Genomic DNA, 23,869 nt, shown 5'->3' with positions numbered 1-23,869 from the left:
GTTGTGGTGTGAACTGAGAGTGTAGAGCATTCAGTTCAGCGCCGCTTAACAGAAGGGGGCAGCAAAGATAGTTACAGAATTTTCAGCATCCTGACTTCGCAATCAACGTGGCCGGTACAGCCCAGCGGTGCATCAATATGCTCAAAGCCCAGATGTTCATACAGGCCGATGGCCTCTTTGAGGAAAGCGGTAGTTTCGAGGTAACAGCGTTTAAAACCCTGAGTGCGCGCGTGGTCCAGAGCCACCAGTGCCAGCTTTTTCGCCAGACCTTGCCCGCGCGCCGCTGGCAGGAAATACATTTTCTGCAGTTCACAGATATCCGGCTCGCTGCAGCTGAGTGGCGCTACGCCGCCGCCGCCTACAACCTGGCCGTTCTGTTCAATTATCCAGTAGGCATGGCCCGGCTGGCTGTACAGCTGGAACAGCTCGTCGAGATTTGGGTCGGCAACCGTATAGCCTTTGTCAGCCGTCAGGCCATATTCGGCAGAAACCGTACGGATAACGGCGGCGATAGCCGGGTTGTCCTGCACAGCGATCCGACGCATCGTCGTAGCGACGGGGGTAATCACGCTCATAGCATTACTCATTACAAAAATTGACACACAACTGCTGTTAATAGCACCGCAGAAAAAGGAGTGCAAGCGAGGAGTTTTCAGGAAGGGTACCCCTTACGCCCTGAAGCGTAAGGGGTAATAGCATTACAGGGCTGCAATAACCGCCTGCTGCTCAATCAGCTTGGTCTTCGCATCGGCGAAGGCAACCAGACGCTCACGTTCTTTCGCGATGACCGCTTCCGGCGCACGGGCGACAAAGCCTTCGTTCGCCAGTTTGCTTTCGATTTTGCCGATTTCCACGTCGACTTTCGCCACTTCTTTCGCCAGACGAGCCAGCTCGGCATCTTTGTCGATGAGACCCGCCATCGGGATCAGCAGTTCGGCGCCGTCGATGATTTTGGTCACGGAAACCGGACCTTTGTCATCAGCAGGCAGCACGGTGATGCTTTCCAGACGCGCCATGGTTTTCAGGAAGGTGTTGTTCTCGGTGACGCGACGAACAGCCGCTTCGCTGCAGCCGCGCAGCAGCAGCTCCAGTGGTTTGCCCGGGGCGATATTCATTTCAGCACGGATGTTACGTACCGCAACGATCGCCTGTTTCAGCCACTCGGTATCCGCTGATGCGGCTTCATCAACCTTAGCAGCATCGAATTCCGGGAACGGCTGCAGCATGATGGTGTCTGCGTTGATGCCCGCAATCACCTTCACGCGCTGCCAGATGGTTTCGGTGATGAATGGAATGACCGGATGCGCCAGGCGCAGCAGACCTTCCAGAACGGTAATCAGCGTGTTGCGCGTGCCGCGCAGCTCTGCTTCAGAACCGCCGTTCATCACCGGCTTCGCCAGCTCCAGATACCAGTCGCAGAACTGGTTCCAGGTAAATTCGTACAGGATGCCCGCGGCGATATCAAAGCGGTAGCTGTCCAGCGCGTCGCGGAAGGCCTTCACCGTCTGGTTGAATTCCGCCAGGATCCAGCGGTCCGCCAGTGAGAGAGTCATCTCGCCGCCGTTGAAGCCGCAGTCCTGATCTTCCGTGTTCATCAGCACAAAGCGGCTGGCGTTCCACAGCTTGTTACAGAAGTTGCGGTAACCTTCCAGACGCTTCATATCCCAGTTAATGTCGCGGCCGGTAGAGGCCAGCGCCGCCAGGGTGAAACGCAGGGCGTCGGTACCGTGAGACTCAATCCCGTTCGGGAACTGCTTCTCGGTGCGCTTGCGGATTTTCTCAGCCAGCTGCGGCTGCATCATGTTGCCGGTACGTTTTTCCAGCAGGTCTTCCAGAGAGATACCGTCAACCATATCCAGCGGGTCAATCACGTTGCCCTTGGACTTGGACATCTTCTGGCCTTCATCGTCGCGGATCAGACCGGTCATGTAGACGGTATGGAACGGAACCTGCGGCTTGCCGTCTTCGTCTTTGATGAAGTGCATGGTCATCATGATCATACGGGCAATCCAGAAGAAGATAATGTCGAAGCCGGACACCATCACGCTGGTTGGGTGGAACTGACGCAGCGCGTCGGTGTTTTCTGGCCAGCCGAGGGTGGAGAAGGTCCACAGCGCGGAGGAGAACCAGGTATCCAGCACGTCTTCATCCTGACGCAGGGCAACATCCGCGCCCAGGTTGTTTTCCTGACGGACTTCGTCTTCGGTGCGACCAACGTAGACATTGCCTTCGTTGTCATACCATGCCGGGATGCGGTGACCCCACCACAGCTGACGGGAGATACACCAGTCCTGAATATCGCGCATCCAGGAGAAGTACATGTTTTCGTACTGCTTCGGCACGAACTGGATGCTGCCGTTCTCAACCGCTTCAACAGCCGGTTTCGCCAGCACGTCGGCACGCACGTACCACTGGTCGGTCAGCATTGGCTCGATAACCACGCCGCCACGGTCGCCGTACGGCACGGTCAGATCGTGAGGTTTGATCTCTTCCAGGAGGCCGAGTGCGTCAACGGCAGCCACGATGGCTTTACGCGCAGCAAAACGTTCCAGCTTCTGGAACTCAGCCGGGATGTCGCTTGAGTAAACGTCGGATTCGTTGCCTTTGGTGTCATACACTTCTGCGCTTTCGCGGATATCGCCGTCGAAGGTCAGAATGTTGATCATCGGCAGGGCGTGACGACGACCGACTTCGTAGTCGTTGAAGTCGTGAGCCGGGGTGATTTTTACGCAGCCGGTGCCTTTTTCCATGTCGGCGTGTTCGTCGCCCACAATCGGAATACGGCGGTTCACCAGCGGCAGCACCACGAATTTGCCGATTAGATCTTTATAACGCGGATCTTCCGGGTTAACGGCCACGCCGGTATCGCCCAGCAGGGTTTCCGGACGGGTGGTCGCGACCACCAGGTAATCTTTACCGTCGGCGGTTTTTGCGCCGTCGGCCAGCGGATAGCGGATGTGCCACATGGAGCCTTTAGACTCGCGGTTTTCCACTTCCAGATCGGAGATTGCGGTACGCAGTTTCGGGTCCCAGTTTACCAGGCGCTTGCCGCGGTAAATCAGGTCTTCTTTGTAGAGGCGGACGAAGACTTCTTTAACGGCGTTGGACAGGCCTTCATCCATGGTGAAGCGCTCGCGCTCCCAGTCAACGGAGTTGCCGAGACGGCGCATCTGACGGGTAATGGTGCCGCCTGATTCCGCTTTCCACTGCCAGATTTTGTCGATGAACGCGTCGCGACCGTAGTCGTGGCGGGTTTTTCCTTCTTCAGCGGCAATTTTACGCTCAACTACCATCTGGGTCGCGATACCCGCGTGGTCAGTCCCCGCCTGCCACAGGGTGTTTTTACCCTGCATGCGCTGGTAGCGGATCATGGTGTCCATGATGGTCTGCTGGAAAGCATGACCCATATGCAAACTGCCGGTGACGTTCGGCGGCGGGATCATGATGCAGAAGGACTCTTTGCTTTCGTCGCCGTTAGGCTTGAAATAGCCCTGCTGTTCCCAGTGCTCGTAAAGCGGCTGTTCGATATCGCGTGGGTTATATGTCTTTTCCATTATTTCCAGGTTGCCGTATTCAGGTTAAAACCAGCCAGGCGGTACGCTTTATAGCGTTCGCGCGCCAGTTGTTTCAAAGATTCTTCGTAAGGGACAAAGTCTACCACTTCTGTGAAAGCGGTGGCAAAATCTGCAAAATCTATCCGCAGGCTAATCAGAATATCGCGCGCGCTGCTGTTGCGCTTTTGCGGCCAGGCAATTTCAACCGGTGCGCCGCCGCGTGGACCTTCGCCTGACAGGTTATGCGGCACAAAACTCTCCGGCGGGCGCGCCCACAGCGCTTCGTCAAGACGAATCGCCTGCTGTTCATCTTCACAGGCAATCAGAACGCGTTTACCTGCGCGCCAACGTTCTGCGGCAATTTCACACACCAGCTGTTCTACGGCGCTGAGGCCATCCTGATGGGTGTCGTTGTCCAGAAGGTAGAACGTTGCATTCTTCATATATGGGGCTTCTTAGTTTGGATTCAAATGCAAAGCCGGGTGGCGATACGCTTACCCGGCCTACGGTTGAATGACGTTGTAGGCCGGGTAAGGCGAAGCGCCACCCGGCATTTTATATCATTCGTCGCCGTTAAAACCCGCGCGGTTCAGCAGGAACTGCGACAGCAGCGCGACCGGACGACCGGTTGCGCCTTTGGCCTTACCGGAGCGCCATGCGGTGCCCGCGATATCCAGGTGCGCCCAGTTGTACTTGCGGGTGAAGCGCGCCAGGAAGCAGCCCGCGGTAATCGCACCACCGGGACGTCCGCCGATGTTCGCCATATCCGCAAAGTTAGATTCCAGCTGATCCTGATACTCATCACCCAGCGGCAGACGCCATGCGCGGTCGCCGGCCTGCTCCGAGGCGCCGATAAGCTCGTGCGCCAGCGGATTGTGGTTCGACATCAGGCCGGTGATGTGGTGGCCCAGCGCAATCACGCAGGCGCCGGTGAGCGTGGCGACGTCAATCACCGCTTCCGGCTCGAAGCGTTCCACGTAGGTCAGTACGTCACAGAGTACCAGACGGCCTTCGGCGTCGGTGTTCAACACTTCAACCGTCTGCCCGGACATGGTGGTCAGGACGTCACCCGGACGATAGGCGCGACCGCCAGGCATGTTTTCGCAGCCTGCCAGCACGCCAATCACGTTAATCGGCAGCTGAAGCTCCGCCACCATGCGCATCACGCCATAAACTGCCGCTGCGCCGCACATGTCGTACTTCATCTCGTCCATGCCTTCGGCAGGCTTGATGGAGATACCGCCGGAGTCGAAGGTCAGGCCTTTACCGACGAGCACGATAGGGCGCGCGTCTTCGGACGGATTGCCTTTGTACTCAATGACGGACATCAGGGATTCGTTCTGAGAGCCGTTACCGACCGCCAGATAAGAGTGCATCCCCAGCTCTTTCATCTGCTGTTCGCCGATGACGCGGGTAATTACATTCTTGCTGTAGGCATCGGCCAGCTGACGCGCTTGCGAGGCCAGGTACGCGGCGTTACAGATGTTAGGCGGCATGTTGCCGAGATCTTTGGCGGCTTTAATGCCGGCAGCAATTGCCAGACCGTGCTGGATGGCGCGCTCGCCGCTGGTCAGTTCGCGACGGGTTGGCACGTTAAAGACCATTTTACGCAGTGGACGACGCGGCTCGCTTTTATTGGTCTTCAACTGATCGAAGCTGTACAGGCTCTCTTTTGCCGTTTCGACCGCCTGGCGCACTTTCCAGTAGGTGTTACGCCCCTTAACGTGCAGCTCTGTCAGGAAGCAGACGGCCTCCATTGAACCGGTGTCATTCAGCGTATTAATCGTTTTCTGAATCACCTGCTTATACTGACGTTCATCCAGCTCGCGTTCTTTGCCGCAGCCAATCAGCAGAATACGTTCTGACAGTACGTTCGGAACATGGTGCAGTAACAGCGTCTGCCCAGGTTTGCCTTCCAGTTCGCCACGGCGCAGCAGGGCGCTAATATAGCCGTCACTGATTTTATCGAGTTGCTCGGCGATCGGGGAGAGTCGGCGTGGTTCAAAGACGCCCACAACGATGCAGGCACTCCGCTGTTTCTCCGGGCTACCGCTTTTTACACTGAACTCCATGCACTACGCTCCTGAATCTTAAAGACAACGGCGGCTGCTACGGATAGAATTGAAACCTTTCGTAACTCATGTCCGCTGTTGTGGTGACTTCGTGTTAATCTTACGTTACTACGGTTTCGACACGTCAGAAAAAGTCCTGAAGCGTGAATCCGCCGGATGTTTTAATCTTAGCGATGATTTCGACGACTCAAGAGAATAAATGACGTTTAAGCCATGAAACAAGCGATTTTCCAGCAAAGAGACGGGTTTTTACGGGCGTATTTAAAGTGATAATCATAAGATATCTGGTGCGGGAGACGCTCAAAAGCCAACTGGCGATCCTCTTCATCCTGCTGCTGATTTTTTTCTGTCAGAAGCTGGTTAAGATCCTCGGTGCGGCCGTTGACGGCGAAATTCCAACGAATCTGGTGCTTTCCCTGCTTGGGTTAGGGATCCCGGAAATGGCGCAGCTTATCCTGCCGCTAAGTCTTTTCCTTGGCCTGCTCATGACGCTTGGGAAGCTCTACACCGAGAGTGAAATCACGGTGATGCATGCCTGTGGCCTGAGCAAAGCCGTACTGGTGAAAGCCGCCATGATACTGGCGCTGTTCACGGGTATTGTTGCGGCGGTGAATGTGATGTGGGCAGGCCCCATGTCTTCTCGTCACCAGGACGAAGTGCTGGCCGAAGCGAAAGCAAACCCCGGCATGGCGGCGTTAGCCCAGGGGCAGTTCCAGCAGGCGACCGACGGAAACTCCGTGCTGTTTATTGAGAGCGTTGACGGCAGTAAATTTAACGACGTATTCCTGGCGCAGCTGCGGACTAAAGGTAACGCGCGTCCATCAGTGGTCATTGCTGACTCTGGTCAACTTGCGCAGCGCAAAGACGGTTCGCAGATCGTGACGCTGAATAAAGGCACCCGTTTCGAAGGGACCGCGATGCTGCGTGACTTCCGCATTACGGACTTCCAGAACTACCAGGCCATTATTGGCCATCAGGCTGTGGCGCTCGATCCAACGGATACCGAGCAAATGGACATGCGTACCCTGTGGAATACCGATACCGACAGAGCGCGCGCTGAGTTCCACTGGCGTATTACTCTCGTCTTCACCGTGTTTATGATGGCGCTGATTGTTGTTCCGCTGAGCGTGGTGAACCCGCGTCAGGGACGCGTGCTCTCTATGCTGCCGGCGATGCTGCTTTACCTGATCTACTTCCTGCTGCAAACCTCGATTCGCTCGAACGGCGCGAAGGGCAAGCTGGATCCTATGGTCTGGACATGGTTCGTCAACAGCCTGTACATCCTGCTGGCGCTGGGATTAAACCTGTGGGATACGGTGCCTGTGCGCCGCATACGTGCCCGATTCTCGCGTAAAGGAGCCATCTAATGCAGGCGTTTGGCGTTCTCGATCGCTATATCGGTAAAACCATTTTTACCACCATCATGATGACGTTGTTCATGCTGGTGTCGCTCTCCGGCATTATCAAATTTGTCGATCAGCTGAAAAAAGCCGGGCAGGGGAGCTACGACGCGCTGGGCGCGGGGATGTATACCCTGCTCAGCGTGCCGAAAGACGTGCAGATCTTCTTCCCGATGGCGGCCCTGCTGGGTGCGCTGCTGGGGCTGGGTATGCTGGCGCAGCGCAGCGAGCTGGTCGTTATGCAGGCATCGGGCTTTACCCGAATGCAGGTCGCGCTGTCGGTCATGAAAACCGCAATCCCGCTGGTGCTGTTGACCATGGCGATTGGCGAGTGGGTCGCGCCGCAGGGCGAACAGACGGCGCGTAACTACCGCGCTCAGGCGATGTACGGCGGTTCTCTGCTGTCCACTCAGCAAGGGTTATGGGCGAAAGATGGCAAAAGCTTCGTCTACATCGAACGTGTAAAAGGCAACGATGAGCTAGGCGGCGTCAGTATCTACTCTTTCAACGATCAGCGCCGCTTACAGTCCGTCAGACACGCCTCTTCGGCGAAGTTTGACCCTGAACATAAGCAGTGGCGTTTGTCACAGGTTGATGAGTCTGACCTGACAGATCCAAAACAGATCACCGGTTCTCAGACGGTGACCGGTACGTGGAAGACCAACCTCACGCCCGATAAGCTCGGGGTCGTGGCGCTGGATCCTGACGCGCTCTCAATCAGTGGTTTACACAACTATGTGAAATACCTGAAGTCGAGCGGGCAGGATGCCGGGCGTTATCAGCTCAACATGTGGAGCAAAATCTTCCAGCCGATGTCCGTGGCGGTGATGATGCTGATGGCGCTGTCGTTTATCTTCGGCCCGTTGCGCAGTGTGCCGATGGGGGTACGCGTCGTGACCGGTATCAGCTTCGGTTTTGTCTTCTACGTGCTCGATCAGATCTTTGGTCCACTGACGCTGGTGTATGGCATTCCGCCGATTATTGGTGCGCTGTTGCCAAGCGCCAGCTTCCTCCTGATCAGCCTCTGGCTGCTGCTGAAGCGCTCCTGATTGACCTCTCCTCGCTTCCGGTTCGCCGGGAGCGAGGCTAATCTCCTGTTTCACCCCGCACTTTTTCTCAGAACCTTCAACGTCCCGCCGCGAATTTGAGTATTATTGAGCGATAAAGTCGTGAAGGGATCCTCTATGAAGCAAATTCGAATGCTTGCCCAGTATTACGTCGACCTGATGATGAAGCTTGGGCTGGTGCGTTTCTCCATGCTGCTTGCGCTGGCGCTGGTCGTTCTGGCCATTGTCGTGCAAATGGCCGTCACCATGGTGCTGCACGGTCAGGTCGAGAGTATCGACGTCATCCGATCTATCTTCTTTGGCTTACTCATAACCCCCTGGGCGGTCTATTTCCTTTCCGTGGTGGTTGAACAGCTGGAGGAATCCCGTCAGCGTCTTTCAAAACTGGTTGATAAGCTGGAGGAGATGCGCGAGCGCGACCTGAAGCTCAACGTCCAGCTCAAAGACAACATTGCGCAGCTTAATCAGGAGATTTCAGATCGCGAGAAGGCGGAGGCCGAACGTCAGGCCACGCTGGAGCAGCTGAAAATCGAAATGAAAGAGCGCGAGGTCACGCAGATCCAGCTTGAGCAGCAATCCTCTTTCCTGCGTTCGTTCCTTGATGCTTCGCCGGATCTGGTGTTCTACCGCAATGAAGATAAAGAGTTTTCCGGCTGTAACCGGGCGATGGAGCTGCTCACCGGGAAAAGCGAGAAGCAGCTGATTCACCTGAAGCCGCAGGACGTTTACTCCGAAGAAGCGGCCGCCAAGGTCATGGAGACGGACGAAAAAGTATTCCGCCATAACGTCTCGCTGACCTACGAACAGTGGCTGGATTACCCGGACGGACGCAAAGCCTGCTTCGAGATCCGTAAGGTGCCCTACTATGACCGCGTAGGGAAACGCCACGGGCTGATGGGCTTTGGGCGCGATATCACCGAGCGTAAGCGCTATCAGGATGCCCTGGAGCGCGCCAGCCGCGACAAGACCACCTTCATCTCCACCATCAGCCACGAACTGCGTACGCCGCTTAATGGCATTGTCGGGCTGAGCCGTATTCTGCTGGACACCGACCTGACCGCCGAGCAGGAAAAATACCTCAAAACGATCCATGTCTCGGCGGTTACGCTGGGCAATATCTTCAACGATATTATTGATATGGATAAGATGGAACGCCGGAAGGTTCAGCTTGATAACCAGCCGGTTGATTTCACCAGCTTCCTTGCCGATCTGGAAAACCTGTCCGGCCTGCAGGCACAGCAGAAGGGGCTGAGCTTTGTAATGGATCCCACCCTGCCGCTGCCGCATAAAGTGGTGACTGACGGTACGCGGCTGCGTCAGATCCTGTGGAACCTGATCAGCAACGCGGTGAAATTTACCCAGAAGGGGCAGGTGACGGTGCGTATCCGCTTTGACGAAGGGGATATGCTGCACTTCGAGGTGGAAGACTCCGGGATGGGTATTCCGCAGGAGGAGCAGGACAAGATTTTCGCGATGTACTACCAGGTGAAGGACAGCAACGGCGGTAAACCCGCCACCGGTACAGGCATTGGCCTGGCGGTGTCTAAGCGGCTGGCGAAGAGCATGGGTGGCGATATCACCGTTGTCAGCCAGCCGGGCAAAGGATCGACCTTCACGCTGACGGTCCATGCGCCGGCGGTGGCTGAAGAGGTTGAAGACACCTTTGATAACGACGACATGCCGCTGCCAGCGCTGCACGTCCTGCTGGTGGAAGATATTGAGCTTAACGTGATTGTGGCGCGCTCTGTGCTGGAAAAATTGGGCAACAGCGTCGATGTCGCGATGACGGGTAAAGCCGCTCTGGAGATGTTTAAACCGGACGAATACGACCTCGTTCTGCTGGATATTCAATTACCGGATATGACCGGGCTGGATATCTCCCGTGAACTGACGCGTCAGTACGCGGCCGATGAACTGCCGCCGCTGGTTGCGCTGACGGCGAACGTACTGAAAGATAAAAAAGAGTATCTCGATGCCGGTATGGACGATGTACTCAGCAAGCCGCTGGCGGTGCCTGCTCTGACCGCCATGATTAAGAAGTTCTGGGATACCCATGATGAAGAGGAGAGCACCATGACGTCTGTTGATAGCGCGAAAGCCCAAACGATACTCGATACGGGAATGCTTGAGCAGTACATCGATCTGGTTGGTCCAAAACTGATTACCGACGGTCTGGCGGTGTTCGAAAAAATGATGCCTGGCTATCTGAGCGTGCTGGAATCAAACCTGACCGCCCGCGACCAGAAGGGCATCGTCGAAGAAGGACATAAAATCAAAGGCGCAGCCGGCTCGGTCGGCTTACGCCACCTGCAGCAGCTGGGTCAACAGATTCAGTCGCCTGATTTACCTGCATGGGAAGATAACGTGGGTGATTGGGTGGAAGAGATGAAACAAGAGTGGCAAAACGATGTTGCGGTGCTTAAAGCCTGGGTCGAAGCCAGAAAAAAATGACCCCGGCTTAACCGGGGTGCGCGAATACTGCGCCAACACCAGGGAAATCGTGGCTGCGCCTGTTTTTTAAAGTTATTTTCGAATCGGCGCCGCCTGAAAAATTTAGGCCGCACGCAGATAAGATAGCAAATCTTAAATGGTTTGTTACATGAATCAGTGAAATGTGTGAAGCATAGCGTTTTAATCAAAATTATTAATGTGCTTCAGCCAGTTGCAGAAAAGGATCGTCATGATGAAAAAGATTGGTGTCGTGCTGAGCGGATGCGGTGTTTACGATGGTTCTGAGATACATGAAGCCGTCATTACGCTGCTGGCTTTGGCAAAACAGGGAGCAGAGGTGATTTGCTTTGCGCCAGACAAAAATCAGGCTGATGTGATTAACCATCTGACCGGTGAGCCAATGGCGGAAACCCGTAACGTGCTGATTGAAGCCGCGCGTATCGCGCGCGGTGACATCCATCCTCTTATTCAGGCAGATGCCGCAGAGCTTGATGCGCTAATTGTTCCGGGCGGGTTTGGCGCGGCCAAAAATCTCAGCACCTTTGCCGCGCAGGGTGCGGAGTGTCAGGTCGATCCTCATCTAAAAATGCTGTCGCAGGCGATGCACGCGGCGGGTAAACCGCTGGGCTTTATCTGTATCGCGCCAGCCATGCTGCCTAAAATTTTTGATTTCCCGCTGCGGCTGACGATTGGCACCGATATTGATACCGCAGAGATCGTGGAGGAAATGGGGGGCGAACACGTTCCGTGTCCGGTTGATGACATTGTGGTTGATGAAGATAACAAGATTGTCACCACGCCGGCGTATATGCTGGCGAATAATATCGCTGAGGCCGCCTCCGGTATTGAAAAGCTGGTGGCTCGTGTGCTGGTGCTCACTGAATGAGACGTCAATCTGGCGCAGGCGCATGGGTGAAACGTATTCTCTTGCGCATCGTTCTTGTGCTGGCGGTATTCTGGGGAGGCGGGCTGGCATTATTCAGCATTATGCCGGTTCCGTTCTCTGCCGTTATGGTTGAGCGTCAGCTCGGCGCGTGGCTCACCGGCGATTTCAGCTATGTGGCCCACTCAGATTGGGTGAGTATGGACGCTATCTCACCGTTTATGGGGCTGGCGGTCATCGCGGCGGAGGATCAGAAATTCCCGGAGCACTGGGGGTTCGACGTCGCGGCCATTGAGAAGGCGCTTGCTCATAACGAACGCCACGAAAACCGCGTGCGAGGCGCGTCAACGCTGTCGCAACAGACGGCCAAAAACCTGTTTCTATGGGATGGGCGAAGCTGGGTGCGAAAAGGGCTGGAAGCGGGGCTGACCCTGGGGATGGAATCGGTCTGGAGCAAAAAGCGCATCCTGACTGTGTATCTCAACGTCGCCGAGTTTGGTGATGGCATATTCGGGGTGGAGGCTGCCGCACAGCGTTATTTCAATAAACCGGCCAGCCGTCTGAGTATGTCAGAAGCGGCACTCCTGGCTGCTGTCTTACCTAATCCCATCCGCTTTAAAGCCAGTGCCCCATCAGGGTACGTGCGAAGCCGACAGGCGTGGATTATGCGCCAGATGCGTCAGTTGGGCGGGGAAGGGTTTATGGAGCGCAATAAGTTAATGTAGGGCGGGTAAGCGCAGCGCCACCTGCCTGAATAGCCGACCTTAATCTTCGTCGAACCCTGCGTTAAACAGGGCAATGACCGCCGCCAGCGCTTCCTCTTCCTGAGGGCCGGTGGCTTCTACTTCAATCTGGCGCCCCTTGGCGGAGTCCAGCATCAGCAGCGCGATCACGCTGTTTGCTTCCGCTTCGGTACCTTCGTCATTCCGCAGCAGAACTTCCGCATCGAAACCCTGCATCAGTTCAAACAGTTTCATCGCCGGGCGTGCATGCATGCCCAGCTTATTGGTGATCTCAACGGTTTGTTTTACGGTCATGTTTTACGTTTTTCCAGCGTGCGATGACGGGACTGGACGTTCTTCCCGCGCGAGCGGAAATAGTCGGCCAGCTGTTCGGCGATGTAAACCGAACGATGCTTACCGCCGGTACAGCCAATCGCCACCGTCAGGTAGCTACGATTGTTTGTCTCCAGCATAGGTAACCATAGCTCAAGGTAGCTTCGCGTCTGGTAGATAAAATTGTGAACTTCTGTGTGCCTGTCGAGGAAGGCCGCGACGGGTTTATCCAGACCGGTCATTGGACGCAGTTTCGGATCCCAGTGCGGGTTCGGCAGGAAGCGCACGTCGAAAACATAATCCGCATCAATCGGAATACCGTGCTTGAAGCCAAAGGACTCGAACACCATCGTCAGTTCGCGCTCGCGCTTGCCCAACAGCCGGGTACGCAGCATTTCCGCCAGCTCGTGAACGGACATCTCAGAGGTGTCGACAATCAGGTCGGCACGAGAGCGCAGCGGCTCCAGCAGGTCGCTCTCTTCATCGATCGCGCTCTCCAGAGAGAGGTTCTTACTGGAAAGCGGATGCAAACGACGGGTATCGCTATAGCGGCGGATCAGAGTATTGCGGTCTGCATCGAGGAACAGCAGCTGAGGCGAAAACGCCTCAGGCAGGTTACTCATTGCCTGCTCAAAAATTTCTGGTGATTCAGGCATGTTACGAACGTCGATACTGACGGCGGCAGAGGTTTGTCTTTCCGCAAGCGTCCGAGCCAGGTCGGGCAACAACACGACCGGCAGGTTATCTACGCAGTAAAAACCCATGTCTTCCAGCGCGCGCAGAGCAACGGATTTCCCCGACCCTGAACGGCCACTGACAATCATCAGCACCATGTTCCGTTTCTCCTCAGGACAACAGATGTGAAGGCCATCTCCTGGTTATGCATCATCCTGATTGCCTTCTGCTTCAGTGATAATTTGATAGAGCTCTTCATCACTTTGGGCCGAGCGCAGTCGGCGGCAAATGGTTTTATCGGCCAGGCGTTTTGCGACCAGCGACAGCGTATGCAGATGGGTTTTCGTCTGGTCGGCAGGAACCAGCAGCGCGAAGAGGAGATCGACGGGCTGGTTATCAATGGCATCGAAGGCGATAGGTGTTTCAAGCTGCACAAACACACCGACGGCGCGCAGGGTATCCTCTTCCAGTTTGCCGTGCGGGATCGCGATGCCGTTGCCGATACCGGTACTGCCCATTTTTTCACGGGTCAGGATCGCTTCGAACACCACCTGCGGCGGCAGGCCCAGCTGTTTTGCGGCCAGTTCACTGATGATCTCCAGCGCACGTTTTTTGCTCTGGCAGTGAACAGCACTGCGGGTACATTCCTGGTTAAGGACATTGCTCAGTTGAAGAGCGGAATCGTTGTTCATCATAATTTCACCTAAGCGCTAACTGTACAAATGGCCTGTTGTGTTTCACAACAGGCCGTCCTGCACCCGTTAACTGCCCGGACAATTAGTGTTGTTTCAGTTTATCTTTATGTTTATTGAGCTGTCGCGCAAGCTTATCAATCAAGCCGTCGATAGCCGCGTACATGTCTTGCCCTTCCGCACTGGCATGGAGTTCACCCCCGTTAACATGCAGGGTGGCATCCGAGATATGAGTCACTTTCTCCACTTTCAACACAATATAGACCTGGTTGATCCTTTCGAAATACTGCTCGAGTTTGGCAAACTTCGTGTTCACAAAGTCGCGTAAAGCCTCAGTAATTTCGACGTTTTGTCCAGTGATGTTGAGCTGCATAGTGTCTTCCTTATCGGTTGTGTCAGACCAGCTGTTTACGCTGGTTGGACGGCGGAATGGATAAAGACTCTCGATACTTCGCAACAGTACGACGTGCCACCATAATACCCTGATCGGACAGCATGGTGGTTAACTTACTGTCACTTAGTGGCTTCGCGGGGTTCTCCGCGGCGATCAACTTCTTCACCAGGGCACGAATCGCCGTTGACGACGCTTCGCCGCCGCCCTCGGTATTCACGTGGCTGGAGAAGAAATACTTAAGCTCAAAAATACCGCGCGGACTGTGCAGATACTTCTGCGTGGTTACACGGGAAATGGTTGATTCATGCATCTCGACGGCCTGAGCGATATCCGCCAGCACCATCGGTTTCATATACTCTTCGCCCTGCTCAAAGAAAGCCTGCTGCTGTTCGACAATGCAGCGGCTAACGCGTAGCAGCGTATCATTTCGGCTCTCCAGACTTTTGATCAACCATCGCGCTTCCTGCAAATTGCTACGAATATATTGATTGTCGGAATCGTTACGCACGCTGGTGCACATGGAGGCATACTGCTGGTTGATTTGCAGGCGAGGGATGCTGTCAGAGTTCAGTTCAACGACCCAGCGGTCATTGTGTTTTCTGACCAGCACATCCGGGATCACGTACTCGGGTTCGCTGGTCTGGATCGACTGACCGGGGCGCGGATCGAGCGACTGGATCAGATTCACCGCTTCTTTCAGCACGTCTTCTTTCAGGCGCGTGACCCGCATCAGGCTGCGGAAATCGTGGTTAGCCAACAGATCCAGATGATCGCTGATGATGACGCGCGCCTCATCGAGCCATGGCGTCTCTTTGCTGAACTGAGAAAGCTGGATCAGCAGGCAGTCGCGCAGATCTTTTGCAGCCACACCTACCGGGTCGAAACGCTGGATGCGCTTGAGTACGGCTTCTACTTCCTCAAGCTCAATCTCATCGTCGCCCATGCTTTCGAGGATATCGTCCAGCGTGACGGTTAAATAGCCCGTATCATCAACGGCATCAACAATGGACGTGGCAATTGCACGATCGGTGTCGGAGAAGGGGGTCAGCTCGACCTGCCACATCAGGTAGTCCTGAAGCGACTGGGTGGTTTCTCCCTGATAGACCGGTAGCTCATCGTCCTGGTAGTCTGCACGCGTACCCGAAGGGGTTCCGGCGGTGTAGATTTCATCCCAGCTGGCATCCAGCGGAAGCTCGTCCGGCATCTCTTTTTGTTCGAGTGCATCTGCGGTGTCGAGCGTTTCTGTATCCTGCGACTGCTGGGTTTCTACCTCGTCATGAAGATCGGTTTGTTCCAGCAGGGGATTACTGTCCAGCGCCTGCTGGAGCTCCTGCTGAAGTTCTAACGTGGACAGTTGCAACAGGCGAATTGCCTGCTGTAGCTGCGGCGTCATCGCCAGTTGTTGGCTGAGCCTTAATTGCAAACCTTGCTTCATGTTCAGAGCATTTTTCTCCGGTTCGGCGTTACATTACCTCTACCCTATCAGAGTCTGAAGTCTTCCCCAAGATAGACGCGCTTAACATGATCGTCTTCGAGGATCTGTTGCGGCGTACCGTGGGCGATCAGATTGCCCTGGCTCACAATATACGCGCGTTCACACACGGCCAGCGTTTCGCGCACGTTGTGGTCGGTGATCAATACGCCAAGCCCGCTGTCACGCAGGTGCTCAATGATACGTTTAATGTCGATAACGGAGATGGGGTCAACGCCCGCAAAGGGTTCATCCAGAAGGATAAATTTCGGGTTTGCGGCCAGCGCACGCGCGATCTCAACGCGGCGACGTTCCCCCCCGGAGAGCGCCTGGCCGAGGCTGTCACGCAGATGCTCAATGTGGAACTCTTCCATCAGCTCGTTGGCACGATCCTGACGCTGCTCGCTGGTCAGATCGTTACGAATCTGCAGGACCGCCATCAGGTTATCGTAAACGCTAAGACGACGGAAAATGGAAGCTTCCTGCGGCAGATAGCCGATCCCGCGGCGCGCGCGCGCGTGCAGCGGCAGAAGGCTGATGTCTTCATCGTCAATGACAATGTTGCCGGCATCGCGCGGCACAATGCCAACGACCATGTAGAAGGTTGTGGTTTTACCCGCACCGTTAGGGCCAAGCAGGCCCACAATTTCGCCGGAGTTGACGGTCAGACTGACATCTTCTACGACACGGCGGCCCTTATAGGCCTTCGCGAGGTTTTTTGCAGTTAATGTTGCCATAACGAATTAGTTACTCTTCTTCTGTGCCGGGGCTTGGCCTTTGCCTTTGTCCTGCAGCTGCGACGGAACCAGTACGGTGGTCACGCGTTTGCCTTTCTCGCTGGAGGCCTGCATTTTTTGCTCTTTAACCAGATAGGTGATCTGGTCGCCGGTAATGTTGCTGTCCAGCTGTTCCAGATACGCATTCCCGGTCAGGATGACCAGGTCTTTCGCCAGCTCATAGTGCATATGCGTGGCGTGACCCTTCACCGGCTTGCCGTTGTCCTGCATCTGGTAGAAAGTTGCCGGATTACCATAGCCATCGATAATCTCTTTGCCCTGCTCGCCACCCGGACGGGTAACGACCACTTTGTCAGCGTTAATTTTAATGGTGCCCTGGGTCATGACGACGTTACCTGTAAAGGTGACGACGTTGCCCTGCATATCGAGAGACTGGGTGTCGGACTCGATATGAATCGGCTGGTCGGTATCGCCCGTTACAGCAAGCGCGGGGAGACTGGTTGCCAGCATCGCGCTGGCGATAATTACTTTAAGGCTGAGTTTGTTTGTTTTGAATTTCATAGGAGGTTCTAACCTTTTCAATCAGCTCGGCGTTTTTGCTGCGTAAGTTCCCGCGCATTCTTAAACCGCTGGAATTAAATGTTGTGCCATACAGTGTGACCAGATCCTGCGACGTCACGTCCTGGGTCACCAGGTTGATCTGGGCATTATCCGTCGTAATTTTTCGCAGTTGCGAGTCAGCGGTCAGGGCGTTGACTTCAACGTGGCCATACAGATAAAGCATACGGTCATTTGTTAGTTTTGCCCGATCTGACTTAATTGACCACGTCGGCACTTTGTCTTTATCAAACGTGGTCATGACAGGCTGGGTAAACCACGAAATACCGTCATCTGAAAAATATTCAACATGCTGGGCAATCAGGCGATAGTTCAGCGCGCCTTCCGGGCTATAGACCACGGTGTCGCTGTGATCGCTTTTATAAGTTGGATCGTTAGTGTTGATCGCTTCCGTTTGCGTATCGTCGCGATCGGCAAGGTTCACGCCAATCAATACCAGTGCGACAAGCGAAAGCAAAATGATAATCCAACGTCTGGTTTTACTCATATCGATTGCCCTTTGGCCTCATCAAGCTTGCCCTGCGCCAGCAGGAGCAGATCGCAGACTTCACGGACGGCACCACGGCCACCGTTGATGTGGGTAACGTAGTCCGCGCGCGGGATCAGCAGCGGATGCGCATCGGCAACGGCAATACTCAGCCCGACCTCAGCCATCACTGGCCAGTCAATCAGATCGTCCCCGACATAGGCCACGTTTTCCGGGGCGATGGCCAGTTTACCCACTAAATCATTGAATGCCGCCATCTTATCGGATTGACCCTGATACAAATGGGTAATGCCTAAGGTTTCACAGCGGTCTTCTACCAGTTTAGCTTTCCGCCCGGTGATGATAGCAACCTCGATACCCGAGGTCAGCGCACAGCGGATACCGTAGCCGTCGCGAACGTTAAACGCTTTTAGCTCTTCACCGTTATTGCCCATATAAATCAGGCCATCGGAGAGAACCCCATCCACATCCAGAATCAGCAGGCGAATATTCTCCGCCTTTGCCATCATCTGGGTGCTGACCGGACCATAACAGGTTGCAAGGGATGCACCCGCATTACTCATTGTCTTATCCTTCATTACACTACGCCTGCGCGCAGCAGATCATGCATATGTACCACACCCAGCAACTGGTCGCCATCGGCAACCATAACGGAGGTGATATGACGGGACTGCATCAGGTTCAGCACATCCACTGCCAGCGTACCCGGACGCACGCGAATGCCGCCGGGCGTCATCACATCGGCAATGCCCAGCGTGCGGACATCGACGCCCATGTCGAACACACGGCGCAGATCGCCATCGGTGAAGATCCCCTGAATTTTCATCAGATCGTCGCACACGACTGTCATACCCAAATTCTTACGGGTGATTTCCAGCAGCGCATCGCGCAGGGAGGCCGCTTTACTGACGTGGGGGATTTCATCGCCGGTGTGCATAATATCGTTAACCCGAAGCAGCAGCTTGCGCCCCAGCGCGCCACCCGGGTGGGAAAGCGCGAAATCTTCCGGCGTAAAACCGCGGGCTTCCAGCAGCGCGACGGCGAGCGCATCGCCCATGACCAGCGCAGCGGTGGTGCTGGAGGTCGGCGCCAGACCCAGCGGGCAGGCCTCTTTGGGAACTTTAACGCACAGGTGAATATCGGCCGCACGCGCCATGCTACTTTCCGGACGGCTGGTCATGCAAATAAGCGGTACCTGCAAACGTTTCAGTACCGGGATCAGCGCCAGGATTTCATTTGACTCACCGGAGTTAGACAGCGCGATGACGATATCCTGCGGCGTGACCATACCCAGGTCCCCGTGCGCGGCTTCCCCTGGATGGACAAAAAAGGATGAGGTTCCGGTGCTGGCAAACGTCGCCGCCATTTTGCGTCCAATGTGGCCGGACTTACCCATCCCCATCACCACGACTTTGCCGGCACAGTAGAATATCTTCTCACATGCCTGACTAAAATCCTGATTAATGTACTGATCTAACTGCGCCAGACCTTCACGTTCAATCTCCAGAACGTCTTTGCCTGCTTTCTGAAAGTCAAAACCCGGCTGCAATTCTATTTGCGACATAATGCGTTTCCGTTTACCCAGAGAGAAGAGGCGAGAGCCAGTACAGCATCGCCATCCATACGATAAATCCACCCGTTAACAGCGCGCCTGCGCCTTTGCCAATCTGTCGTTGCCGCCGCCAGCAGAGCAGGGCAAATATCACGCTGACCAGCAGCATCACGCCGTAATCACGCGAGAACGCCAGGGGGTTAAAGGGCCCTGGCGTAATCAGGGCCGGCAGGCCCATCACAATGGCGATATTAAAAATATTGGAACCGATGATATTACCTATGGCAATGTCATCCTCACCTTTCCGTGCCCCCGCAATGGCCGTGGCCAGCTCCGGCAGGCTGGTGCCGATGGCAATAACCGTCAGGCCAATGGTCAGTTCACTCATAGCGAAATAGTTCGCCAGCACCGTCGCGTTATCCACGACCATGCGCGTTGCCATCGGCATGATGATCAGCGCAACGCCAAGCCAGAGCAGGGCAACAGGCAGCGTGCCTTCTCGCGGAAGCTCGGCGACCTGTTCACGCGTGAGGCTATCCTGACCCTGCTTCTCCGCCAGACGGGCGATTTTAACACTATACAGCAACCAAATGACGGCCAGCGCCAGCAGGAATATCCCGTCGCTGACGCTCAGTTCGCCATCATAAAATACGCATCCTGCCAGCAGGCTTACGATTAACATTAGCGGCAATTCACGGCGCAGAACATCAGAATGCACGCGAAATGGATGCAGCAGTGCCGCCAGGCCTAAAATCAATAATATGTTGACGATATTGGAGCCAATCGCGGTGCCTACCGCCAGGTCTAACTGGCCGTGCAGTGATGCCGAGACAGAGACGATGATTTCAGGGAGTGACGTTCCCACACTGACAACGGTCATCCCGATGACGACAGGCGGTACGCCAGTCAGGCGACACAGGATAGATGCAGCAAACACTAAACGGTCAGCACTGTAGACCACCAAAAGTAAACCAATTATTAACAGTGCTGTTGCTAAAAGCATCAAAAGTCCTTTCTTCAGGTATACTCGTCGGTCCATCGCACGGGAATGGCTGGACTGTATACAGTCTGAGGCGTAACGAATTCCTAATTTTGACTTTATGCGCCGGAAAAGTAAAACAAATGCCAGCTTTCGCTAACCTCTCCAGCCAATATTCTGTAAAAATGTGGGGTTTAGGGCTGATTTAAGCTTCACGCTTCGCATGAAGCAGGGCAAGAAAGGAACCGTAAATGAGCCAAACGCTGGCGAATATAGTCGATGTCCGTGGAGTAAGCTTTTCTCGCTCCAACAGATTGATATTTGATGATATTTCGTTGACCGTGCCGCGTGGCAAGATCACTGCCATCATGGGGCCGTCCGGGATCGGTAAAACGACCCTGCTGCGCCTTATTGGTGGGCAAATCCCACCTGATAGCGGTGAAATCCTCTTTGATGGCGAAAACATCCCGGAGATGTCACGCTCGCGCCTGTATACTGTTCGCAAACGTATGAGCATGCTCTTTCAGTCAGGGGCCTTGTTCACTGATATGAACGTTTTTGATAACGTGGCCTATCCGCTGCGCGAACATACCAGCCTGCCGCCTGCGTTGCTGAAAAGCACGGTGATGATGAAGCTTGAGGCCGTCGGTTTGCGGGGGGCGGCGAAACTGATGCCTTCGGAACTCTCCGGCGGTATGGCGCGCCGCGCCGCGCTGGCGCGAGCCATTGCATTAGAACCCGATTTAATCATGTTCGACGAACCGTTCGTTGGGCAGGATCCCATCACGATGGGCGTGCTGGTGAAGCTCATCTCTGAACTGAACAGCGCGCTTGGCGTAACCTGCATTGTGGTATCTCACGATGTACCGGAAGTGTTGAGCATTGCCGATTACGCCTATATCGTGGCGGACAAAAAGATCGTCGCACACGGTAGCGCTCAGGCGCTGCAGGAAAATTGCGACCCGCGCGTGCGGCAGTTCCTTGACGGTATTGCCGATGGCCCGGTGCCGTTCCGCTACCCGGCGGGCGACTATCGTGACGATTTACTGGGAATAGGGAGTTAAGCCACTCATGCTGTTAAATGCGTTGGCCGCTCTCGGACACCGTGGCATAAAAACCATCAGGACGTTCGGGCGTGCCGGATTGATGTTATTCAACGCGCTGTTCGGCAAGCCGGAATTCCGTAAGCACGCCCCTCTGCTGGTGCGGCAGCTTTATAATGTCGGCGTGCTGTCGATGCTCATCATCATCGTTTCCGGCCTGTTTATCGGTATGGTGCTTGGGCTACAGGGCTACCTTGTGCTGACAACCTACAGTGCGGAAACCAGCCTCGGGATGCTGGTGGCGCTCTCGCTGCTGCGTGAACTGGGGCCGGTTGTGGCGGCGCTGTTGTTCGCCGGGCGCGCGGGGTCGGCATTAACGGCTGAAATTGGCCTGATGCGTGCGACAGAGCAGCTCTCCAGCATGGAGATGATGGCGGTCGATCCGCTGCGTCGCGTGATCTCTCCGCGTTTCTGGGCTGGCGTAATCTCTTTACCGCTACTGACTATTCTGTTTGTCGCCGTGGGTATCTGGGGCGGTTCGCTGGTTGGCGTCCACTGGAAAGGCATTGATGCCGGTTTCTTCTGGTCCGCCATGCAGGACGCCATTGACCTGCGAATGGATCTGGTTAACTGTCTGATTAAAAGCGTGGTATTTGCCATTACGGTCACCTGGATTGCCTTGTTCAATGGTTACGATGCCATCCCGACGTCGGCAGGCATTAGCCGTGCAACTACACGTACCGTCGTACATTCGTCGCTGGCCGTACTGGGTCTGGATTTTGTGCTCACTGCACTGATGTTTGGGAATTGAATTCATGCAAACGAAAAAAAATGAAATTTGGGTCGGCATATTCCTGCTACTGGCGCTGCTGGCCGCGCTGTTTATCTGCCTGAGAGCGGCGGATATCACGTCTGTGCGTACCGAGCCAACGTATCGCATCTATGCCACCTTCGATAATATCGGCGGGCTGAAGGCCCGTTCACCGGTCCGTATTGGCGGCGTGGTGATCGGACGCGTATCTGACATTACGCTTGATGAGAAAACCTACCTGCCACGCGTCGCGATGGATATCGAAGAGCGTTACAACCATATTCCGGACACCAGTTCCCTTTCGATCCGGACTTCGGGCCTGCTGGGCGAACAATATCTGGCGCTTAACGTCGGTTTTGAAGACCCTGAGCTGGGAACGACTATCCTTAAAGACGGTAGCGTCATCCAGGATACGAAGTCCGCGATGGTGCTGGAGGATATGATTGGTCAGTTCCTTTACAACAGTAAAGGGGATGAGAAAAAATCCGACGCTGCCCCTGCGCAGAGCGAAGATCATACCAACGTCGCACCGACACCTGGCACGACGAATTAATTTCAGGAGAAGTCATTCATGTTTAAACGACTGTTAATGGTTGCCATGCTGGTCATTGCCCCTCTCACCGCGGTGCATGCTGCGGATCAGAGTAACCCGTACAAACTGATGGACGAAGCGGCGAAGAAAACCTTCGACCGTCTTAAGAACGAACAGCCTAAAATTCGTGCTAATCCTGATTACCTGCGTGACGTCGTTGATCAGGAACTGCTGCCGTATGTGCAGATCAAATACGCGGGTGCGCTGGTGCTGGGCCGCTATTACAAAGACGCGACCCCTGCGCAGCGTGACGCCTACTTTGCCGCGTTCCGTGAATACCTGAAACAGGCTTACGGTCAGGCGCTGGCGATGTACCACGGCCAGACCTACCAGATTGCGCCTGAGCAGCCGCTGGGCGATGCGACCATTGTGCCTATCCGCGTGACGATCAACGATCCTAACGGTCGCCCGCCGGTTCGCCTGGATTTCCAGTGGCGTAAAAACAGCCAGACCGGTAACTGGCAGGCGTATGACATGATTGCCGAAGGGGTAAGCATGATCACCACCAAACAGAACGAGTGGAGCGACCTGCTGCGTACCAAAGGCATTGATGGCCTGACCGCACAGCTGCAGTCCATTTCTCGTCAGAAAATTAGCCTGGACGAGAAGAAGTAATGTCACAGCAACTCAGCTGGTCGCGTGAAGGCGAGACATTAAAGCTGTCCGGTGAGCTGGATCAGGATCTGCTGAACCCCTTGTGGGACAAACGCCATGAAGCCATGCAGGGCGTGACGCTTATCGACTTAAGCGACGTCACGCGGGTCGATACGGCAGGTGTTGCGCTGCTTGCCCATCTGATTGCCGAGGGGAAAAAGCAGGGGGCTAGCGTCATGCTTCACGGCGCGAGCGATAATGTGGTTACCCTTGCGCAGCTCTACAATCTCCCTCAGGACGTACTGCCTCGTTAATATTTTCAGTGCGTTACTTCTGAAAGCCCTGACTGTTTCATCGTCAGGGCTTTTTGCTTGTTTAAGACGACGCCACTTTGCTCTAAGATGTTGGGCTTGTTTTCACTATCAGATGATTAAGAACCCATGGAAAATCATGAAATCCAGACAGTGCTGATGAATGCACTCTCCCTTCAGGAAGCCCACGTCACTGGCGATGGCAGTCACTTCCAGGTTATTGCTGTGGGTGAGATGTTCGACGGTATGAGCCGTGTGAAGAAGCAGCAGGCTGTGTACGCGCCGCTGATGGAATATATTGCGGATAACCGCATCCACGCCCTGTCGATTAAAGCGTTCACCCCGCAAGAGTGGGCACGCGATCGCAAACTAAACGGTTTTTGAGCTGAGGGCGACAGGCCCGCAGCACGGTTGAATTTATAAGAGAGCAC

Annotated in this window: 26 protein-coding genes; 11 read left to right on the top strand and 15 right to left on the bottom strand. The window is 55.0% G+C overall.

The annotated features are described in order from the left end of the window. Positions 1-71 precede the first annotated feature (71 nt). The 4 genes from ACWHWP_RS21305 to pepA all read right to left on the bottom strand — a co-directional run bounded on the left by ACWHWP_RS21305 (position 72) and on the right by pepA (position 5,626). Positions 72-575, bottom strand: a complete 504-nt coding sequence (locus ACWHWP_RS21305; protein ID WP_059312161.1) for a GNAT family N-acetyltransferase — start codon at positions 573-575, stop codon at positions 72-74. A gap of 123 nt (positions 576-698) precedes the next feature. After that, entirely contained in the window at positions 699-3,554 is a 2,856-nt protein-coding gene (locus tag ACWHWP_RS21300; protein ID WP_063957227.1) for a valine--tRNA ligase, read from the bottom strand. Next, positions 3,554-3,997, bottom strand: a complete 444-nt coding sequence (gene holC, locus ACWHWP_RS21295) for a DNA polymerase III subunit chi (RefSeq protein ID WP_008502815.1) — start codon at positions 3,995-3,997, stop codon at positions 3,554-3,556. Before holC ends, ACWHWP_RS21300 begins: the two co-directional genes overlap by 1 nt. 117 nt (positions 3,998-4,114) lie before the next feature. Then, the gene (gene pepA, locus ACWHWP_RS21290) at positions 4,115-5,626 is read right to left on the bottom strand and encodes a leucyl aminopeptidase (RefSeq protein WP_023309366.1); all 1,512 of its coding nucleotides are present in this window, start codon (positions 5,624-5,626) and stop codon (positions 4,115-4,117) included. Positions 5,627-5,892: 266 nt separating this feature from the next. On the opposite strand from pepA, the gene lptF reads away from it, so the two are divergent. The 5 genes from lptF (at position 5,893) to mtgA (ending at position 12,152) form a co-directional block, all read left to right on the top strand. Beyond that, positions 5,893-6,993: an LPS export ABC transporter permease LptF gene (gene lptF, locus ACWHWP_RS21285; RefSeq protein WP_047347688.1), complete on the top strand. Its 1,101-nt coding sequence runs from the start codon at positions 5,893-5,895 to the stop codon at positions 6,991-6,993. Further along, on the top strand, positions 6,993-8,075 hold the full coding sequence (gene lptG, locus ACWHWP_RS21280) for an LPS export ABC transporter permease LptG (protein ID WP_059312163.1): 1,083 nt from the start codon (positions 6,993-6,995) through the stop codon (positions 8,073-8,075). Before lptF ends, lptG begins: the two co-directional genes overlap by 1 nt. 135 nt (positions 8,076-8,210) lie before the next feature. Further along, positions 8,211-10,544 (top strand): aerobic respiration two-component sensor histidine kinase ArcB, encoded by a 2,334-nt coding sequence (gene arcB, locus ACWHWP_RS21275; RefSeq protein ID WP_047347690.1) that lies wholly within the window; start codon positions 8,211-8,213, stop codon positions 10,542-10,544. Positions 10,545-10,776: 232 nt separating this feature from the next. After that, positions 10,777-11,430 carry an isoprenoid biosynthesis glyoxalase ElbB gene (gene elbB / locus ACWHWP_RS21270; protein ID WP_059312213.1) on the top strand — a complete coding sequence of 218 codons (654 nt, stop codon included), beginning with the start codon at positions 10,777-10,779 and terminating at the stop codon, positions 11,428-11,430. Then, positions 11,427-12,152 carry a monofunctional biosynthetic peptidoglycan transglycosylase gene (gene mtgA / locus ACWHWP_RS21265; RefSeq protein ID WP_059312164.1) on the top strand — a complete coding sequence of 242 codons (726 nt, stop codon included), beginning with the start codon at positions 11,427-11,429 and terminating at the stop codon, positions 12,150-12,152. The genes elbB and mtgA overlap by 4 nt, the downstream gene beginning before the upstream one ends. 39 nt (positions 12,153-12,191) lie before the next feature. Here the strand turns inward: mtgA and npr are convergent, their stop codons facing one another. From npr to ACWHWP_RS21210, 11 genes are all read right to left on the bottom strand, one after another. Next, positions 12,192-12,464, bottom strand: a complete 273-nt coding sequence (gene npr, locus ACWHWP_RS21260) for a PTS phosphocarrier protein NPr (RefSeq protein ID WP_003861872.1) — start codon at positions 12,462-12,464, stop codon at positions 12,192-12,194. Further along, positions 12,461-13,315 carry an RNase adapter RapZ gene (gene rapZ, locus ACWHWP_RS21255; protein WP_047347692.1) on the bottom strand — a complete coding sequence of 285 codons (855 nt, stop codon included), beginning with the start codon at positions 13,313-13,315 and terminating at the stop codon, positions 12,461-12,463. Before rapZ ends, npr begins: the two co-directional genes overlap by 4 nt. A gap of 45 nt (positions 13,316-13,360) precedes the next feature. Continuing rightward, positions 13,361-13,852, bottom strand: coding sequence for a PTS IIA-like nitrogen regulatory protein PtsN (gene ptsN / locus ACWHWP_RS21250; RefSeq protein ID WP_008501443.1), 492 nt, complete (start codon positions 13,850-13,852; stop codon positions 13,361-13,363). Between the two features lie 82 nt (positions 13,853-13,934). Continuing rightward, positions 13,935-14,222, bottom strand: a complete 288-nt coding sequence (hpf, locus tag ACWHWP_RS21245; protein WP_013098943.1) for a ribosome hibernation promoting factor — start codon at positions 14,220-14,222, stop codon at positions 13,935-13,937. Positions 14,223-14,244: 22 nt separating this feature from the next. Beyond that, positions 14,245-15,678 carry an RNA polymerase factor sigma-54 gene (gene rpoN, locus ACWHWP_RS21240; protein ID WP_059312165.1) on the bottom strand — a complete coding sequence of 478 codons (1,434 nt, stop codon included), beginning with the start codon at positions 15,676-15,678 and terminating at the stop codon, positions 14,245-14,247. Between the two features lie 47 nt (positions 15,679-15,725). After that, entirely contained in the window at positions 15,726-16,451 is a 726-nt protein-coding gene (lptB, locus tag ACWHWP_RS21235; protein WP_025756692.1) for an LPS export ABC transporter ATP-binding protein, read from the bottom strand. Positions 16,452-16,457: 6 nt separating this feature from the next. After that, complete coding sequence (gene lptA / locus ACWHWP_RS21230) at positions 16,458-17,012, bottom strand: lipopolysaccharide ABC transporter substrate-binding protein LptA (RefSeq protein WP_024906352.1); 555 nt, start codon at positions 17,010-17,012, stop codon at positions 16,458-16,460. Beyond that, the gene (gene lptC / locus ACWHWP_RS21225) at positions 16,981-17,556 is read right to left on the bottom strand and encodes an LPS export ABC transporter periplasmic protein LptC (protein WP_047347694.1); all 576 of its coding nucleotides are present in this window, start codon (positions 17,554-17,556) and stop codon (positions 16,981-16,983) included. The genes lptA and lptC overlap by 32 nt, the downstream gene beginning before the upstream one ends. Beyond that, entirely contained in the window at positions 17,553-18,119 is a 567-nt protein-coding gene (gene kdsC / locus ACWHWP_RS21220; protein WP_059312166.1) for a 3-deoxy-manno-octulosonate-8-phosphatase KdsC, read from the bottom strand. Before kdsC ends, lptC begins: the two co-directional genes overlap by 4 nt. A 14-nt stretch (positions 18,120-18,133) precedes the next feature. Next, the gene (kdsD, locus tag ACWHWP_RS21215) at positions 18,134-19,120 is read right to left on the bottom strand and encodes an arabinose-5-phosphate isomerase KdsD (protein ID WP_059312167.1); all 987 of its coding nucleotides are present in this window, start codon (positions 19,118-19,120) and stop codon (positions 18,134-18,136) included. A 13-nt stretch (positions 19,121-19,133) separates the two neighbouring features. Continuing rightward, positions 19,134-20,111 (bottom strand): calcium/sodium antiporter, encoded by a 978-nt coding sequence (locus ACWHWP_RS21210; protein WP_447856331.1) that lies wholly within the window; start codon positions 20,109-20,111, stop codon positions 19,134-19,136. 227 nt (positions 20,112-20,338) lie between these two features. Here ACWHWP_RS21210 and mlaF point away from each other — a divergent pair, with 227 nt between their 5' ends. From mlaF to ibaG, 6 genes are all read left to right on the top strand, one after another. Continuing rightward, positions 20,339-21,151: a phospholipid ABC transporter ATP-binding protein MlaF gene (mlaF, locus tag ACWHWP_RS21205; protein ID WP_047347697.1), complete on the top strand. Its 813-nt coding sequence runs from the start codon at positions 20,339-20,341 to the stop codon at positions 21,149-21,151. Between the two features lie 7 nt (positions 21,152-21,158). Beyond that, the gene (gene mlaE, locus ACWHWP_RS21200; RefSeq protein WP_047347698.1) at positions 21,159-21,941 is read left to right on the top strand and encodes a lipid asymmetry maintenance ABC transporter permease subunit MlaE; all 783 of its coding nucleotides are present in this window, start codon (positions 21,159-21,161) and stop codon (positions 21,939-21,941) included. A 4-nt stretch (positions 21,942-21,945) separates the two neighbouring features. Further along, positions 21,946-22,494: an outer membrane lipid asymmetry maintenance protein MlaD gene (mlaD, locus tag ACWHWP_RS21195; protein ID WP_047347699.1), complete on the top strand. Its 549-nt coding sequence runs from the start codon at positions 21,946-21,948 to the stop codon at positions 22,492-22,494. 18 nt (positions 22,495-22,512) lie between these two features. Next, positions 22,513-23,148 (top strand): phospholipid-binding protein MlaC, encoded by a 636-nt coding sequence (gene mlaC / locus ACWHWP_RS21190; RefSeq protein ID WP_047347700.1) that lies wholly within the window; start codon positions 22,513-22,515, stop codon positions 23,146-23,148. Then, the gene (gene mlaB, locus ACWHWP_RS21185; RefSeq protein WP_447856328.1) at positions 23,148-23,441 is read left to right on the top strand and encodes a lipid asymmetry maintenance protein MlaB; all 294 of its coding nucleotides are present in this window, start codon (positions 23,148-23,150) and stop codon (positions 23,439-23,441) included. The genes mlaC and mlaB overlap by 1 nt, the downstream gene beginning before the upstream one ends. Positions 23,442-23,567: 126 nt before the next feature. Continuing rightward, a complete protein-coding gene (ibaG, locus tag ACWHWP_RS21180) occupies positions 23,568-23,822 on the top strand; it encodes a BolA family iron metabolism protein IbaG (protein ID WP_008501458.1) in 255 nt (84 codons plus the stop codon). Positions 23,823-23,869: the final 47 nt, after the last annotated feature.

The sequence above is a fragment of the Enterobacter sp. WI-ESBL-E8 genome, from assembly GCF_053364895.1.
This window is presented reverse-complemented; position numbering and strand designations above follow the sequence as displayed.